14 protein-coding genes and 2 other annotated features (1 of these 16 cut by a window edge) are annotated in these 16986 nt (G+C 35.3%); of the genes, 5 read left to right on the top strand and 9 right to left on the bottom strand.

Annotated elements, in window-relative coordinates; translation table 11 throughout:
• Positions 1 to 22, bottom strand: a binding site (T-box leader) (it extends 224 nt beyond the left edge of the window).
• A gap of 240 nt (positions 23 to 262) precedes the next feature.
• Both C564_RS0120825 and msrA read left to right on the top strand, forming a co-directional pair.
• A complete protein-coding gene (locus C564_RS0120825; protein ID WP_003202700.1) occupies positions 263 to 1021 on the top strand; it encodes an SDR family oxidoreductase in 759 nt (252 codons plus the stop codon).
• Between the two features lie 91 nt (positions 1022 to 1112).
• Positions 1113 to 1649: a peptide-methionine (S)-S-oxide reductase MsrA gene (msrA, locus tag C564_RS0120830; protein ID WP_018766685.1), complete on the top strand. Its 537-nt coding sequence runs from the start codon at positions 1113 to 1115 to the stop codon at positions 1647 to 1649.
• Between the two features lie 74 nt (positions 1650 to 1723).
• Here the strand turns inward: msrA and speB are convergent, their stop codons facing one another.
• The gene (speB, locus tag C564_RS0120835; RefSeq protein WP_018766686.1) at positions 1724 to 2668 is read right to left on the bottom strand and encodes an agmatinase; all 945 of its coding nucleotides are present in this window, start codon (positions 2666 to 2668) and stop codon (positions 1724 to 1726) included.
• Positions 2669 to 3185: 517 nt separating this feature from the next.
• Between speB and C564_RS0120840 the strand changes: the two genes are divergently transcribed.
• Positions 3186 to 4262: an N-acetylmuramoyl-L-alanine amidase family protein gene (locus C564_RS0120840; RefSeq protein WP_018766687.1), complete on the top strand. Its 1077-nt coding sequence runs from the start codon at positions 3186 to 3188 to the stop codon at positions 4260 to 4262.
• A 156-nt stretch (positions 4263 to 4418) separates the two neighbouring features.
• Here C564_RS0120840 and C564_RS0120845 read toward each other — a convergent pair whose 3' ends face one another.
• Positions 4419 to 5057: a FusB/FusC family EF-G-binding protein gene (locus tag C564_RS0120845; protein WP_006094452.1), complete on the bottom strand. Its 639-nt coding sequence runs from the start codon at positions 5055 to 5057 to the stop codon at positions 4419 to 4421.
• Between the two features lie 143 nt (positions 5058 to 5200).
• Positions 5201 to 5464 (bottom strand): CD3324 family protein, encoded by a 264-nt coding sequence (locus C564_RS0120850; RefSeq protein ID WP_003203805.1) that lies wholly within the window; start codon positions 5462 to 5464, stop codon positions 5201 to 5203.
• A gap of 291 nt (positions 5465 to 5755) precedes the next feature.
• Between C564_RS0120850 and C564_RS0120860 the strand changes: the two genes are divergently transcribed.
• A complete protein-coding gene (locus C564_RS0120860) occupies positions 5756 to 6073 on the top strand; it encodes a hypothetical protein (protein ID WP_018766688.1) in 318 nt (105 codons plus the stop codon).
• Positions 6074 to 6124: 51 nt separating this feature from the next.
• Here the strand turns inward: C564_RS0120860 and C564_RS0120865 are convergent, their stop codons facing one another.
• Positions 6125 to 7462 carry a sodium-dependent transporter gene (locus tag C564_RS0120865; protein ID WP_003203801.1) on the bottom strand — a complete coding sequence of 446 codons (1338 nt, stop codon included), beginning with the start codon at positions 7460 to 7462 and terminating at the stop codon, positions 6125 to 6127.
• 303 nt (positions 7463 to 7765) lie between these two features.
• Positions 7766 to 7989 (bottom strand) — a binding site (T-box leader).
• Between the two features lie 230 nt (positions 7990 to 8219).
• Between C564_RS0120865 and C564_RS0120870 the strand changes: the two genes are divergently transcribed.
• A complete protein-coding gene (locus C564_RS0120870; RefSeq protein ID WP_018766689.1) occupies positions 8220 to 9854 on the top strand; it encodes a putative polysaccharide biosynthesis protein in 1635 nt (544 codons plus the stop codon).
• A gap of 52 nt (positions 9855 to 9906) precedes the next feature.
• On the opposite strand, the gene cysK is transcribed toward C564_RS0120870, so the two are convergent.
• From cysK to C564_RS0120895, 5 genes are all read right to left on the bottom strand, one after another.
• A complete protein-coding gene (gene cysK / locus C564_RS0120875) occupies positions 9907 to 10824 on the bottom strand; it encodes a cysteine synthase A (protein ID WP_018766690.1) in 918 nt (305 codons plus the stop codon).
• A gap of 15 nt (positions 10825 to 10839) precedes the next feature.
• On the bottom strand, positions 10840 to 12048 hold the full coding sequence (locus tag C564_RS0120880; RefSeq protein WP_018766691.1) for an MFS transporter: 1209 nt from the start codon (positions 12046 to 12048) through the stop codon (positions 10840 to 10842).
• A gap of 375 nt (positions 12049 to 12423) precedes the next feature.
• Complete coding sequence (locus C564_RS0120885; protein WP_003203794.1) at positions 12424 to 13986, bottom strand: Vga family ABC-F type ribosomal protection protein; 1563 nt, start codon at positions 13984 to 13986, stop codon at positions 12424 to 12426.
• A 330-nt stretch (positions 13987 to 14316) separates the two neighbouring features.
• Positions 14317 to 15576, bottom strand: coding sequence for a GTPase HflX (gene hflX / locus C564_RS0120890; protein WP_018766692.1), 1260 nt, complete (start codon positions 15574 to 15576; stop codon positions 14317 to 14319).
• 583 nt (positions 15577 to 16159) lie between these two features.
• A complete protein-coding gene (locus C564_RS0120895) occupies positions 16160 to 16966 on the bottom strand; it encodes a polyphosphate kinase 2 family protein (RefSeq protein WP_018766693.1) in 807 nt (268 codons plus the stop codon).
• Between the last annotated feature and the right edge of the window lie 20 nt (positions 16967 to 16986).

Consider the following 16986-nt stretch of genomic DNA (forward strand, 5'->3'; position numbering starts at 1 on the left):
CTTTCCTCTTCTTTGCATATACAATATATAAAAATCAGAAAATTCTAAATTAACTTTTGAGTTATTACACGTATTATAGGACTTCATTCTTTTCATTGTCAACATGTTTTTTGAAAAATTTTATTTTAAATTATAATCCGAACTTTTTATCAAAATAAAAAAGGAATGAATCTCAATCCAACACTCATATATTACTTAAGGCTTGTCTATTAGAAAAGACAGCTTCATACATATGTAAAATTATTAAGGAGATGATGTGAATATGTTAAAAGGCAAAGTTGCATTGGTTACTGGAGCAAGCCGTGGAATTGGACGCGCTATTGCAAAACGCTTAGCAAACGACGGTGCATTAGTTGCTGTTCATTATGGAAATCGTAAAAGCGATGCAGAAGAAACAGTGCAGGAAATTCAATCAAATGGCGGTTCAGCTTTTTCTATAAATGGTAACCTCAAATCGTTACATGGTGTAGAATCTCTTTACCAATCTTTAGATGACAAATTGCAAAAACATACAGGTGAAAATAAATTTGATATTTTAGTAAATAACGCAGGAATCGGTCCGGGAGCCTTTATTGAAGAAACAACTGAAGACTTTTTCGATCGAATGATTTCCGTGAATACAAAAGCCCCATTTTTTATTATTCAACAGGCATTGTCACGTTTACGTGACAATAGCCGTATTATCAATATTTCATCAGCTGCAACACGAATTTCTTTACCCGATTTCATTGCCTACAGCATGACAAAAGGCGCGATCAACACAATGACTTTTACACTAGCAAAGCAACTTGGAGCAAGAGGGATTACAGTTAATGCGATACTACCAGGCTTTATTAAAACAGATATGAATGCTGAACTCTTAAGTGATCCAATGATGAAACGATATGCAACTGAAATCTCTGCTTTCGGCCGTTTAGGAGAAGTAGAAGATATTGCAGATACCGCTGCATTTCTTGCTTCCTCTGACAGCCGATGGGTTACTGGACAATTAATTGATGTGAGCGGTGGTTCTTGTTTATAAAAAAACATATAGTTTCAAATCTTTTTTATTGCGCAATAAAACAATTTATATAATACTAGATAAAACATATCTATTTAGGAGGATTACAGCAATGACAGAAAAAACATACGAACTCGCAACCTTTGCAGGCGGCTGCTTTTGGTGCATGGTAAAACCATTTGATGAACTTCCAGGTATTCAAAAAGTTGTTTCAGGCTATGCTGGTGGCCACACCCCAAACCCAACATACGAACAAGTAAAGTCTGGAACATCTGGGCATTTAGAAGTTGTTCAAATTACTTTCAATCCTTCTATTTTCTCTTATCAAAAATTACTAGATTTATACTGGCCACAAATTGATCCAACTGATGATGGCGGGCAATTTTTTGACCGTGGACCATCCTATCGCACAGCGATTTTTTATCATAATGAATCGCAAAAAGAGCTAGCTGAAAAATCAAAGCTAGCAATAGCAGAAAGCGGTATGTTTAAGGATCCAATCGTGACGGAAATTCGTTCAGCTGCTCCTTTTTACGAAGCGGAAGAATATCATCAACATTTTTATAAAAAAAATCCTGAGAAATATGCTCAGGAGCGTAAAGAGTCTGGTCGTGAAGATTTTATTAAGGAAAATTGGCAACAGAAATAATAAACAGACATCTTTAAGGCTGATGAAAAATTGTTTCATCGGCCTTTTTATATTTCAGTATAATAATTAACGCCTTACTTATTCACTTCATTTTTCAACTGCAACGCAATCAAACTAGCAAAATCATGTACTAGTGTCGCAGCTAATAAAGAAGTAATTTGAGCTGGATCATATGGCGGTAACACTTCCACTAAATCGAAACCAATATAATTAAAACCACTTAATGAACGCACCATATTTAATGTCTCACGACTGTTAAATCCCCCAACTTCTAATGTCCCTGTACCAGGCGCACAAGATGGATCTACAAAATCAATATCAAACGTTAAGAAACACGGTGTATCGCCAATCGTTGTTCGCATTTGCTCAAGGATACTTTCAAAACCACGATTACATAATTCTGCTGTTGTAATAACGTTATATCCTAAGTCATTGCTAGCTTCTATATCACCAGGATGATTCAATGTTCCACGAATTCCAATTTGAAATACTTTGTCTGGCTGTAGTAGCCCTTCTTCATGTGCACGTATAAACGGCGAACCGTGCCAATATTTTTCCTCATAATATGTATCCCATGTATCTGTGTGCGAATCGAAATGAATCATTGCCACAGGTCCATGAACCTTCGCTGCCGCACGAAGGCTTGCTAATGTAACAGAATGATCCCCTCCAAGACCTATCGGGATAATTCCTTGCTGCATTAACCCAAAAACGGCTTCCTCTATTAAATCATAGCTGCGATGAATATTATGTGGAATCACAGAAACATCACCAATATCAATCGCATTTGTGTCATCAAATGGGTATACATGGTGAATTGGATGATATGGAAATAAGGTCATCGATGCCTGACGAATTGCTTGTGGAGCAAAACGAGCACCAACGCGAAAAGAAGCAGCAGTATCAAATGGCATTCCTAAAATAGCAACTTTTGCTTGCTCATTACTTGATGGCAATCTCATAAATGTACCTGTCGTACAAAACTCTGGTTTTACATCTGGTGTTAGTGGATATTTCATTTCTCATTTCCCCTTTTCAAACATAATTTTTTGCACCCGAAAGAAACTTTTTTTATATGAATATTTTTTATTAAAATGCAAAAATCATGCCATATAGAAAATGATTCGTTACCCTCTATTCACTCTTTTTCTGTCTATGCATAATTGCATAGCTTATTCTAATCAACATACAAAGTATGAAAAATAGTTTTTATTAAAAGGCAAGAAATTTCATAAATCACTTATTAAAAGAGTGCGTTTATAAAATGGCACACATGATATAATAGGCGTTTTTATTTTACATATATAATTGGAATTGGTGCGGTCTATTCAAGGGATGATAATGATTCAAGAAATAAAGTAAATTACTTAAATTGCAAACCCACTTAATTTATGACAAAAAAGCAAATTAAATTTCAATAAATCAAAAAACATTACATTTATATTACAAGACACATTGATTATTTCAATATTACAGAATATAATTCTTTTGTGAAAATAAAAACTAAAATTATTCATTATTTGGGGGATATGGAAAATGAAGAAATCTATTTTACCAATTTTAATGGCTGCAATGTTTGTAGTTCCTACAGTTTCTCATGCAGAAGAAAATGTAGTTGTTCAGAATCATACATATGCAATTGAGCAAGGTGAAGAAAATGGGGCTATGGTTCCACATTGGTCAAAATATGGAGGTTCTTGGTATTACTTTAATGAAGATGGTAATACAGCTAAAGATTGGAAAAAGATCGACGGCACTTGGTATTTCTTTGGTAAAGATGGAATTATGGTTACAGACTTGAAAACTATTAATAAAAAAACATATTATTTTAATGATAATGGAGCTATGATGACAGGTTGGAAACAATTTAATGGACCTGTGTCTTATAACGGAAAATGGCGTTATTTTAATGAAGATGGCTCCATGGTTAAAGATTGGAAAAATATTAAAGGCACTTGGTATTACTTCGATGAAGAAGGATTCATGGCCACAGGTAAAAAAACGATTATAGGACAAACATTTTACTTTAATGATAATGGCAGCATGGTGACAGGTTGGAAACACTTTGGTGGTTCCGACGGATGGCATTACTACAATGAAGATGGTTCCATGGCTATAGGGGAAAAATTGATTAATGATAAAGGGTATTATTTTAATGATAATGGGACTATGGTGACAGGTTGGCGTGAGATTACTAGTGGGCCCTATAAAGGCACTTGGTATTACTATAATGAAGATGGTTCCATGGCTACAGCATGGAAAAATATAAAAGGGGCTTGGTATTTCTTTTATGGAGATGGGACTATGGCTACTGGCTGGTTACCAGCAGGCGATACTTGGTACTATCTAAATGCAAATGGTTCTATGGCTACTGGCTGGTTAAAAGAAGGATCTACTTGGTATTATCTAAATACAAATGGTTCTATGGCTACTGGCTGGTTAAAAGAAGGATCTACTTGGTATTATCTAAATACAAATGGTTCTGTGGCTACTGGCTGGTTAAAAGAAGGATCTACTTGGTATTATCTAAATACAAATGGTTCCATGGCTACTAGCTACCTGTTCATTGATGGAAAGTGGTATCACTTTGCAGATAATGGCGTTATGATCTAAGTGAATTTCAATGGGTAGAGATTTACATCTCCTACCTATTGAAAAGTATCCCTAGACCTGTTCCTCTATTCTTTAGGGAACAGGTCATTTTTGTTTTCTTGAACTCACACACAATTATAGTGATGAATGTAGTTTAGTACGATCTTTTGCAATAATTTATTTCCTCAATCTCTCAATAAAGTCATGTAATTTATCAAGCGAAGTCATATTCTGATTACATGCTATACTATCTTTACAAATATAGTTTCCTTTTTTAACAAAAGTACCTGGTACATCACCTTTTATTTCAACTAAAAACAGACCTACTTCTTCGTGACCATGACACAATGAACAAATACTCTTTTTATTTATACTTTGAAATGTTCCCTGTAGGCCAACAAACTTATTTCCGTTCTTTGCTATAATAAACTTTCTGCCCGTTCCTTTATCAATCCAACCTAAATACGACATTTCTTTCATATTTATTTCTTCTATTTCAGGAAGCTTCAATTTTTTAGCTTTAGGAAATATTTTTTTTAACGCTTGTGGTGTAATTTCCTGAAACGGAATAACATATGGATTTAACTGAAGTAAAAACGCTTCTGCCTTCTCTCTATTTTCAACTGCCAAAATCGTATCGATTATTTTTTTTTGTTCATCAGTAAGATTTTCAAAAACATGTAACACTTTTTCTATTGCAAGAGACTTCAGCGCAGCAATAACACCTCTATCGTTTGCTGTTGCGTGTCCATGCGCTAGAATATGAGTTTGTGATTTTATAAAATTATATTGATCACTTCTAATAAATGCTTCCATTATTATCACTCCATACAAATTGTTGATCTCTTTTTATTGTATACAATACACTTATTTTATAAAATGTCGAAAACGATTCATAAACAAAGTATACACAAAAAAACACTGATTATTTCTAATTGAATAATCAGTGTTTTTCATTATTATTTTGAATACACGATTTTTTTTATCGTTTCCGTAGAAAGAAAGTATTCCTCTGCTAATTGATGAATGGTAGTTCCACTTTTAAAAGCATGTTTAATGTCTCTATTCCGTGCATCAAGTTGCTTTCTTCCGCCAGATCGTGTACCCCATTTATAATGTTTAGTTTCTTGTTTTGGAATGTAAATTGTTTCACCTTGTACATACTTTTGAATTTCTGCAATTAAGTTTTCTGGTAAAACAGTCGCTGCCTTTACGTATTTCATTTCTGCTCGCCCCTTATTTTTTATGGTTCATTTCAATAAGGTGCAAAGCCAAATATAAAAGAAATGATACGAGCTCATTTTGGCGATTGAATACTACTTGTCTACCTCACGCAAAGTATCGCCATTTCCATACTTGGCTTTGCATGAGACGCTGCAGTGTCTGGCAATTGTATTGTAATCGCCATATCAACACCTCCTAATATACCTTTTGATTCAACTTTATTATATGATAAATTTTCCTCACTTGCATCCCACTACTTTTTAAAATTAAAAATAATGTGAGGGCGCTTTATGAACAAAAGAATCATTACATCATTGATTATACTAACCACTCTTCTCTTCCTACTCTTTGGAACTTATAAATTAATGAATTCACGAACGTATCAACTATTTGGTAAATTAACAAATCGGGTAGAAACAAATCAAAAAGTCGTCGCCCTAACCTTTGATTCAGGTCCTACAAAAAATGTAGAACCTGAATCTATCATTTTATTACATTCCATGTATGACGATTCTAATAATGCCTTAAAGACCATTGAAAGCATTTTAGATTCTTTATCTAAAAAAGGCTATCAATTTGTTACAGTAAACGAATTGCAGAAAAGATAATTCTATAATTAAAAGGCTCTAGCATAACGTTATGCTAGAGCCTTTTGTACTTTAAATCACTCCAATTACATTTAAAAATACGATAATAATTGCAATTGGTGCGATATAGCGAAGTAAGAATAACCATAATACAAATAATTTATAGCCTTTATTTTTACTGACACCCAGTTCTTTCATTAATACATCTTTCTTCATTTTTAATGGCACGAAAATTGCAACTAATAATACACCAAGCGGCATAAGAACGTTACTTACTGCAAAGTCTGCTAAATCAAACACTGTTTTTCCAAAAAGCTTCACATCACTTAATACACCATATGATAGTGCCGATGGAATTCCAACAACAAAGATTAGTAATCCAACAATCAATGCCATTTTTTCACGTTTTCCCTTTCCTTTTTTTGTTAAGGAAGCAACACTAATCTCTAACATAGAAATTGCAGATGTTACAGTAGCAAAAAAGAATAGTAATAAGAAAATAATGAAAAATAGTTTTCCAAATGCCATTTTACTGAAGATAGCCGGTAATACAATAAATAGTAATCCCGGTCCTTGAGATGGCTCCATTCCAAATGCAAATACAACCGGGAAAATTGCAAGTCCCGCAAGTAATGTAATAACAAGTGTTAAACCAACAATAGAAAATGCTGAACGCGGTAAATTTTCTTCTTTCGGCAAGTACGAGCTATACGTTACCATTACTGCCACACCGACAGATAATGAGAAGAACGATTGCCCCATCGCATATAAAACAATCTCAGACGTTACATGCGAAAAATCAGGTTGTAAGAAGAAACGTACCCCTTCTCCCGCTCCATCTAATGTAAGCGCACGAACAATTAACACAAAGAACAAAACGAATAGTGCTGGCATAAAGTATTTATTTACTTTTTCAACACCATTTTGCACGCCTTTACTTACGATAAAAATAGTAATAAGAATAAATAATAGCTGTGATCCAACTGCTAAATATGGATTGGAAATGATTTCACCAAATGTTGCTTCGTATGCACCATTTCCTTCCCATAGTCTACCTGTAATTGCATTCCATAAATATAATAAAATCCAACCTCCTACAACACTATAGAAAGAAAGCAATATGAAACATGTTACAATCCCTAACTTACCAACCCACGGCCATAATGTTTTAGGAGCGATCTCTCTATACGCATCAACAGCCTCTTTTTGCGTACTTCTTCCGATTGAAAATTCTGCCAATAATAAAGGTAAACCAATCAGTAAAGTAAAACCAATGAATATTAGGAAGAAGGCACCGCCCCCTCCAATACCGGCCATATACGGAAACTTCCAAATTGCGCCAAGGCCAATTGCTGAACCTGCTGCAGCTAAAACGAAACCTAATTTCGATGTCCATTGCTGTGAATTCATCTTTCTATCTCCTCTCTTCTTCTATTTTTTCTTATTATTACATTTCATACTTACTCGTATTGTTCTATCCTCTTCCCTTTCTAATACAACCACTTCCCTTCAGGAACAAAAAATCGCCCCTACAGTAACGTAGGGACGATAAAAATATCGCGGTACCACCCTAGTTGTGAAGAATACTAAGAAACTGCCGAAATAAAAAAAGCCCCTACGAAAACGTAGGGACGATAAAATATCGCGGTACCACCCTAGTTATGAAGATACAACTAAAATAACCCCGAAATAAAAAACGTCCCTACGCAAAAACGTAGGGACGATATATATCGCGGTACCACCCTAGTTGTGAAAAAATTCTTCACCACTTTATTTGATAACGGTATATACTACCGTCTTTCATTTCCTCACAATGTGAGATTTATGAAAGATGCTCCAGGACGAACTTCATGAATAATCTATATACTGATTCGCACCAACCATCAGCTCTCTGTCATAGGGAGATTTTCACTACTTTACCCTTTCATTGCCCAACTATATGTTTTCCGAATTGATTACTATCATTTTTATCATACAATAAAAAGAGTGTCAACTGATTTTTTTGAATTTTTATGTATTAATTTGCTATTTGTTGCTATAAAAATTCAAAATATGACTTTTTGATGAATACTATTGCACGACTTATGGTTTATGCTTTATAAAATCCACTGACAGGTTTATAGTAGTATAGGATGATTGTAACAGAGCACGAGTAGGAGGAAAGGTTTTGTCTACTTCAAAAGTTTTAAAAGGTACAGCTTTACTAAGCGGTGCCACAATGATTTCGCGTATTTTAGGCTTTATATACTTCTTCCCCTTTCAACTATTAGTTGGTGAACAAGGGGTTGCTTTATATGCGTATGCATATTCTTGGTATGGCATCTTGCTTAGCTTTTCAACAGCCGGCATTCCAATTGCTGTGTCGAAATTTGTTGCTAAATATAATGCATTAGGTGACTATAACACAAGTAAGAAACTGTATAATTCTAGTGTAAAAATCATGCTGCTTATGGGTTTCGCTGGATTTTTAATCTTATTTATCGGAGCACCTTACGTATCGCAGTTTATTATTCGTTCCAAAACACCTGATCCGGGGTTTATCGCTGATGTAACACTTACAATGCGAGCATTAAGTTTTGCGCTCATTATTGTTCCAGCAATGAGTGTAACACGTGGATACTTCCAAGGATTCCAACATATGAAGCCAAGTGCTGTTTCTCAAGTTGTGGAACAAATTGCACGTGTCATTTTCATTTTAGTAGGTAGTTTTATCGTTTCAAAATTACTAGGTGGTTCCGTTGCTTCTTCTGTTGCAGTCGCTACATTCGGAGCTGTTATTGGAGCAATTGCCAGCGTTTCAATTTTAATCATGTATTGGAAAAAATATAATCATTTAAAACCACCTGCAGGCGAACTAAAAACAAGGGCTTCAAACGTTTCATTAAAAAGCATTTATATGGAGCTACTTCGTTACGCAATCCCTATTGTTTTTGTAGGGATCGCTATTCCACTTTATACTTTAGTGGATCAATATACAGTTGCTGATGCACTAAGAGCAATTGGAACACCGCTTGAAACTGCGAATGCGATTTTCGCTTATATAACGAACTATGCTCAAAAATTAATTATGATTCCCGCTTCGCTCGCAACTGGATTTTCACTTACGATTATTCCAGCGATAACAAAATCATTTACAAGCGGGAAACTAGAAGAATTACAAGAACAAATCACAAAGATTTTCCAATTATTGTTATTCTTCACAATCCCTGCTGCATTTGGACTCGCTAGCATCGCATATGATGCATTCCGCATGGTATATATGAGTCCTGATACCGCTTTAGGCGGGTCTCAATATTTAATTTCTTATGCACCATCAGCAGTATTAAGTGCGATTTTCACTGTTTCAGCAGCCATTTTACAAGGCATTGATTATCAGCGAAAAACAATGATTGCATTCTCAGTTGGTATTCTCGTAAAAATCTTAGTGAATACGCCACTTCTATATCTATTAGGTGGGCATGGAGCAGTACTTGGAACAATTCTTGGATATCTCGTTTCTGATATCATTATGCTATATTGCATCGTCAAATTTGCAAAGTTTGATATTGCAGAAACAGCTAAAACAGTATTTCTTATTACAATTTACTCCGCAGCAATGTCCGCTGTCGTAATAGGATTAAAAGCGATTATCGGATGGTTGATCCCTGGACAACCTTATATCGAATCATTGCTAATCGTTATTATTTGCGGCGTGGTTGGAGGAATTGTCTATCTTACTTTCGTATTAACAAGTGGCCTAGCATCACATATTCTTGGTGATCGAATTGGTCGTTTACCTATATTAAAAAAATTAGTAAAATAAAACAAAGAAGAGATTGTATATGATACATACAATCTCTTCTTTGTTATGTTTCTTATTCAAACAATCCCATACTTAAATAACGCTCTCCCGTATCAGGTGCAATACATAACACTTTCTTACCAGCACCTAATTGTTTTGCTATCGTGATTGCAGCATAGACCGAGGCACCTGAAGATGGTCCTACTAATATTCCCTCTTGTTTTGCTAGATTTCTCATTGTACTAAGCGCTTCTTCATCCGCAATTTGAATAATTTCATTATATATTTCCGTATTTAAGTTTTTCGGAATAAACCCTGGGCTTGTTCCAACTAGTTTATGAGGACCCGGCACACCACCAGATAAAACAGGAGATCCTTTCGGTTCAACTACTGCAATATATAAATTTGGTAGTTTCTCTTTCAATATTTCTCCTGTGCCAGTAATGGTTCCACCAGTTCCAGCAGTTGCTACAAATCCATCTAGCTTTCCATCCATTTGTTCATAAATTTCAAGAGCTGTTGTATAGCGATGAATATTCGGGTTTGCTGGATTTTCAAACTGCTGCGGAATAAAGCTATTTGATATTTGTTTTTGTAATTCTACCGCCTTCGCAATTGCTCCTGGCATTCTTTGTTCTGCGGGTGTCAAAACAACTTCAGCCCCATATGCCTTAAGCAAGTTAATCCGTTCTTTTGACATATTATCTGGCATAATTAAAATCGCTTTGTATCCTTTAGCAGCTGCGTTCATCGCTAAACCAATCCCTGTATTTCCACTTGTTGGTTCAATAATCGTATCACCAGGCTTAATGAGCCCTTGCTCTTCCGCCATATGAATTAAATTATACGCCGCTCGGTCTTTCACACTACGAGATGGATTAAACATTTCCAATTTCACATACACATCTGCCGCATCTTCTGGAACGAATCGCGATAACCGTAAGACAGGTGTATCTCCAATTAATTCTGTAACATTTTGACATAGTTTCATAGCGCATCCCCTATTCTATCGTGTTTTTCGATCGCTTGGTAGTAACCATGACGTAAGTCCAATTAATGGTAAACAACTACATAATACCATAATAAATTGCAGACTATACACGTCTGCTAATTTCCCAAGAATAACGGCACCTAATGCTCCAAGGCCAAACGCAAGACCGACAATTAATCCTGACACCATTCCAACTTTTCCCGGAACGAGCTCCTGTGCATACACAACAATAACACTAAAGCTACTGGAACTAATAAAACCTATACATAAAAATAACGGCACAACCCACGCTAGAGAAACATGTGGTAATAAAAGTGCAAGCGGCGCAGAACCTAGCATTGAAAATACGATAATATTTTTCTTACCAAATCGATCTGCTAATGGCCCACCAAAGAATGTACCCAGTACCCCAGCAATCATAAAAGCAAATACAAAGTACTGTGCATTTTTAATAGACACACCATAATGCTCGATTAAATAAAACTGATAGAAGTTCCCAATGCCAGCTCCATACCAAGAACGAACAAAGGTTAAGAAAACAAGAAGAACAATTACAAACTTAATATGCTTACTAACAATTGCATTCTCCGCCTCAAGTGCAGCTCGTTTCTTTCTTCGCATCGCACCATTTACTAACTCATTTTTGTACCAATTTGAAACAAAAATTAATAACACAATACCCACCGCTGCAAAAGCCGTGAATCCAAGTGATCCAACTTGCCCAAGCGGAACAAAAATTAGCGCTGTAAAAATTGGTGCAAGAGAATTCCCTGTATTTCCTCCTACTTGATAAATTGACTGCGCTAACCCTCGCTTTGCACCAGCTGCCATATAAGCAACACGTGCGCCTTCAGGATGAAAGACTGCTGATCCTAATCCGATAAATAAAACTGAAATAATAACGATAATAAAGTTTGGTGCGAACGCAAGTCCAATCATCCCAAGCATACTCGAAAACATACCGAGCGGTAATAAAAATGGAGATGGTTTCTTATCTGAATACATCCCAAACACCGGCTGCATAATCGATGACGTCATATTTAACGCGAATGCAATCCATCCTACCTGCATATAGGACAAATTCATCGACTTTTCCAAAATAGGAAACAGTGCCGGTACAACAGCTTGCATCGAGTCATTTAAAAAATGACCGAAACTAATCGCAAATAAAATACGATATATCGTTGGTGAAGCTATTTTATTTTCCTTTGAAACTGCCTGCATAATTCACTCTCTCCTTCCCTAAAAAACAGAAAATGTAACTAATTAACATTACACTTACTGTAATAATTTCTGATTTTTAAAACATTTTCTATTCTATACTGGTTTTATTTCTTTTTCCAGCAACACAACTTCGATTTCATCTATATACATAAAATCATTAAATTTATATATTTTTATAAAGTTGAATGGAAGAAGTTTTCTTTAGATTATTTTATATCAGCAAAGATGAAGAAAGAGACAAACAAGAGTGTTGCACTCTTACTTCCATGATCAGTAGTTCTATCCGCATGTTAGCAAAAACAAAAGACAACACCTAGCTCAAAAAAAGTACATCACTCCATTAGTCGTGATGTACTTTTTTCTAATCAACTTTAATTATAATTCTCGTTTTTCTTTTAAAAGTTTTTGAAATTCTATTTCTAATTCTTCGGACGGTTCAATACTTAAGCGACTTAGCACTTCCGATATTTTTGTTTCAAGTAAAAGAAGCTTATCTTCTTTCGTATCTCGCGTCTTTTCCACTTGATTGAGTTTATATTGCTGATAATTCCCTTCAAATAATTCAATCTTTTGATTGCGGATTGTTAAAATTCGCGTAGCAATATTTTCGATAAACCGGCGATCATGCGAGACAAAGATTACACTTCCTTCATATTCTTTTAGAAGAGACTCTAACGCTTCAACAGCTTCCATATCAAGAAAGTTCGTCGGCTCATCTAACACTAAAGTATTAATATCACTTAAAAATAGCTTTGTCAGCGCTACTTTCACTCGCTCACCACCACTTAAAACCCCTACCGGCTTATAAACATCATCTCTGAAAAAATGCATTCTCGCAAGAACCGTTCGAATCAGTGTTTCATCCTGTTTTGAAGAGAGTTGGACATTTTCGATAATTGATTTCTCCGTATCTAATATGTTTAAGTTTTGACTAAAATAGCCAATTTTAACAGCTGGTGAAAGCTTAATACCATACTCTTGGTTCATGATTTTTTTGACAAATGTCGTTTTCCCACTTCCATTTGAACCGATAATCGCTAATTTATCACCGCCCCGAATGTGAAAACTTGTTTTGCTCCAAAGCACACGTTCCCCAACTTTACCTGTTACACCATCTACACGAAGAATAATCCGGTTTTTAAACGTTTCTGCATTTGGCAAATTCATCTTAATTGGTGAGAGCCCCTTTACTTTTTCTACCTTTTCAAGTTTTTCTAATCTCGTTTCGATGGCCGTTGCTGTTTTTTGTAGCTTCTTTTGCTTTTTGGCAAAGTATGGCTTTGCTCCTGTAATTCTCGCTTCGGATTTACTTACCTTTTTTGGCGCCTTTGTTGCTCTTTCAGCTTTTTTCTCTTTTAACTTTAACGCTTCTTCCAACTGCTTTTTCTTTTTCTCATACTTTTCATACGCTAATTGTTCTTGATTTAGCTCTATTTCTTTTTGTTTTACATAATCACTATAGTTGCCTGTATACTCTTTTATTTTCCCTTCATTCAATTCCCATATCGTTGTACAAAGAGCATCTAAAAATGCACGGTCATGCGAAATAATGATAAATGCCCCTTGCCAACTTTTTAACTTTTTCTCCAACCATTCGATATGTTCTGTATCAAGATTTGTAGTCGGTTCATCTGCAAGTAAAAGCTCGGCATCTTTCATAAGAGCTTTTTGGACATATTCTTGCGTCACTTCCCCACCACTTTTTGTTGTATCTGTTCGTTTAAGCTGCGGCAAAAGCTCACACCTAGTACGTTGAATAACATTTCCTTCTTCTGGAGAAATTTTTCCAGCCAACATTTGAAATAACGTCGTTTTCCCGCTTCCATTTCTACCAACTAACCCAATTCGAGCATTTTGATGAATTTGCAATTGGTCCACATCTAGTAATAAACGATCCTGTACATAGTACTTTATATGATTAGCTTCTAATAAAAACATAGTAACATCCCCTTTTATCCAGTTTAGGAGACAAAAAAATGCCCCCTATATCCATTCAGAATAGGAGGCATAATTATATATAGGTGTACACCAAAAGAGACTATCCCTTTTAGATCCAACTATACAAAGCCAATCCTATTCTGAAAAACGCAAATTAAAGGCATCACAAATAACAGCATAATCATCTGTTAAAAATAACCTTCAATTGTTTGTTTTCGTAAATAGGATTAGTACTTCATGTAATTGGGTCACCCTTCCGTTCTTTCAATTTCATTAACACTATTTTTAGTATAGCTAGAAATTTCAAATAAAATCAATGTTTTTTTCATTTTAAATAACAAAACGCTTATATTTTTCAAAATCACTCGTCTTACATTCGAGTGAAAGTTTTGTACCTTCATTTTCATAGCTCGTAGATACAACATGAGCATGATCATTGAAATAGGATACAACTTGCCCTTGATCATAAGGAATTAACATCTCACACTTTGTATACTCTTTGTAAATGTAAGAACGAATCATTTCTACAAGTTCTTCAATCCCAATTTGTTGTTTTGCAGACAGATATACTCGGTCCTCCTGGATTTTCGGAATTTCAACATCCATCATATCTGATTTATTATACGCATAAATGGTCGGGATATTTTCAACACCAATTTTCTTTAGTGTTTGGTTTGTAATCTCAATTAATTGTTCATAATTTGGATTTGCATAATCGACCACATGAATCAATAAATCTGCCTCCGCTACTTCTTCTAATGTAGAACGAAATGCTTTTACAAGGTGATGCGGTAATTTACTTACAAAACCAACTGTATCTGTTAATAAAAACGATTTATTATCTGGAAGTTCAATATTTCGCACTGACGTTTCCAAAGTCGCAAATAACATATCCTTTTCGAATACTTGTTTCTCTACAGATCCGTTAAAGATCTCAAGCATCGTATTCATAATCGTTGATTTACCAGCATTTGTATATCCCACTAATGAAACAACAGGGATTTCATTTTTCTTACGCTGTTTACGCTGTGTTTGTCGCTGCGCAACAAGCGCTTCTAATTCTTTATTTAATACTGCAATTTGCTCTTCAATTTTACGACGGTCCAGCTCTAATTTCTTCTCACCGACACCTTTATTCTTCGTACCAACGCCGCCGCTCTGTCTTCCTAAAGATTCGCGAAGACCGATTAAACGCGGCATCATATATTGCAGGTGCGCGACTTCAACTTGCAACTGCGCTTCTTTCGTCTTAGCACGCTGCGCAAAAATATCTAAAATTAAAATGGTACGATCAATGACTTTACAATCTAAGTCAGCTTCTAAATTTCGAATTTGTGAAGGCGATAACTCATCATTAAAAATAACCATATTCGCATCTGATTCCTTCACAAAAGCAGAAACTTCTTCAATTTTCCCTTTTCCGATATAATGTGATGGATTCACGCGGTGTAAATTTTGGATAACTTGCCCTACAACTTCCACATCACACGCTTCCGCAAGATTCGTTAACTCCTCCATTGAATATTCAAAATCACTTTCACTATTTAAATTAACTCCAACTAATATCGCTTTTTGTACTAGTTCTTCCATATATTTATTCCTCCATTTCGATTACGTAAAATTAAAAAACACAGGTCACTGCCTGTGTTTTTTGTAAACGGATGAGGGTACGACAAATAAACAAAAGAAAGCATTGCTTTCCAATTGTTACATGGTCAATACATCACAAATAATATACGTATCCAAAGGAACATACACATATATCTCATCATTCTATTTATAAAGGTACGACAAAAAGAGGGCGTATTCGTCCCTCCCTCTTTTCACATATCAGTTCAATAAAGGGTTCCTTTAAAATAGGCAGACCAATCCCGTTCACTCTGTACACAGACAGAGCCTTTGAGCGCTATTCAATTATCGGCACAAAGCTTTGAGACGTAATCTGATTAAAATCAAAGGAGACCCCTCCGTTCATTAAAAGTTACATAAATCTTAGCATAATTATGTAGTTTTCACAACATTAAACTTCACTTACGGGCATAAATAAAATCATTATTTTTCTACTGCATTCTTCATTTTTTTACGCATAATTTAATAAAGTTCTCGTCTTTTGTTTTGCATCACTTTATGGGTGAAATCTATAATTAATGAATCGAATTCACCCCATACAAGCTTAACGACCTATATCTTGCACGTGTTCAATCTCTTCTTTTTCTTCTTTCATTTCATAATAGTATGATGGCAATTCTATTCTATGCTGCAAGAAATAATCCTCAATCAATGAAATGATCACTTTCAATGTTTTCACACGCGCATATAATTTATCGTTACTAGCGATAATATTCCATCTTGCATTCGGTTTATCTGTTTTCTCAAACATTTCTTCCATTGCCCGGGCGTATTCATCCCACTTTTCACGATTGCGCCAATCTTCATCTGTAATTTTCCATCTCTTAAGAGGATTTTTCTCTCGATCTTTAAATCGCACTAACTGCTCATCTTTACTAATATGATAGAAGAATTTTGCTACTATGTAATGATCATCTGTTAATAATTTTTCGAAATCATTGATTTCATCGTATGCTCTATTCCATTCTTCCTTTGTAGCGAATGCCTCTACACGCTCTACCAATACACGACCATACCAAGAGCGATCAAAAATTGTGATTTGACCATACTGAGGAATTTTCCTCCAGAAGCGTTGCAAATAATGGTAACGTTTTTCATGAGGAGCAGGCGCACCAATTGGATTTACTTGGAATCCACGCGGATCCAGATGCTCAGTAATTCGTTTAATTGCCCCTCCTTTTCCAGCCGCATCCCAACCTTCCATCGCCATAATAACGGCTATTTTTTCTTTTTGTAAAATTTGCTGCAACGCTAATAAGCGCCTTTGATACTTTTCAAGCTTCTTATTATACTTTGATTTTGATTCCATTCTTTTCGTTAAATCTACTTGAGCAAGACGATCTTTTGTCATAAAATAATCCCCCTTTTCCT

Source organism: Bacillus sp. 105MF (assembly GCF_000374885.1).
GTDB lineage: Bacteria > Bacillota > Bacilli > Bacillales > Bacillaceae_G > Bacillus_A > Bacillus_A pseudomycoides.

Excerpts from the sequence above, each read along its gene's own strand:
- C564_RS0120865 (WP_003203801.1), bottom strand. The coding sequence starts at position 7,462 with ATGAATTCACAGCAATGGACATCGAAATTAGGTTTCGTTTTAGCTGCA.
- C564_RS0120850 (WP_003203805.1), bottom strand. The coding sequence starts at position 5,464 with ATGAAATACGTAAAGGCAGCGACTGTTTTACCAGAAAACTTAATTGCA.
- C564_RS0120840 (WP_018766687.1), top strand. The coding sequence starts at position 3,186 with ATGAAGAAATCTATTTTACCAATTTTAATGGCTGCAATGTTTGTAGTT.
- C564_RS0120860 (WP_018766688.1), top strand. The coding sequence starts at position 5,756 with ATGAACAAAAGAATCATTACATCATTGATTATACTAACCACTCTTCTC.
- C564_RS0120895 (WP_018766693.1), bottom strand. The coding sequence starts at position 16,966 with ATGACAAAAGATCGTCTTGCTCAAGTAGATTTAACGAAAAGAATGGAA.
- C564_RS0120825 (WP_003202700.1), top strand. The coding sequence starts at position 263 with ATGTTAAAAGGCAAAGTTGCATTGGTTACTGGAGCAAGCCGTGGAATT.
- C564_RS0120885 (WP_003203794.1), bottom strand. The coding sequence starts at position 13,986 with ATGTTTTTATTAGAAGCTAATCATATAAAGTACTATGTACAGGATCGT.
- cysK (WP_018766690.1), bottom strand. The coding sequence starts at position 10,824 with ATGAAACTATGTCAAAATGTTACAGAATTAATTGGAGATACACCTGTC.
- speB (WP_018766686.1), bottom strand. The coding sequence starts at position 2,668 with ATGAAATATCCACTAACACCAGATGTAAAACCAGAGTTTTGTACGACA.
- hflX (WP_018766692.1), bottom strand. The coding sequence starts at position 15,576 with ATGGAAGAACTAGTACAAAAAGCGATATTAGTTGGAGTTAATTTAAAT.
- C564_RS0120845 (WP_006094452.1), bottom strand. The coding sequence starts at position 5,057 with ATGGAAGCATTTATTAGAAGTGATCAATATAATTTTATAAAATCACAA.
- C564_RS0120880 (WP_018766691.1), bottom strand. The coding sequence starts at position 12,048 with ATGCAGGCAGTTTCAAAGGAAAATAAAATAGCTTCACCAACGATATAT.
- msrA (WP_018766685.1), top strand. The coding sequence starts at position 1,113 with ATGACAGAAAAAACATACGAACTCGCAACCTTTGCAGGCGGCTGCTTT.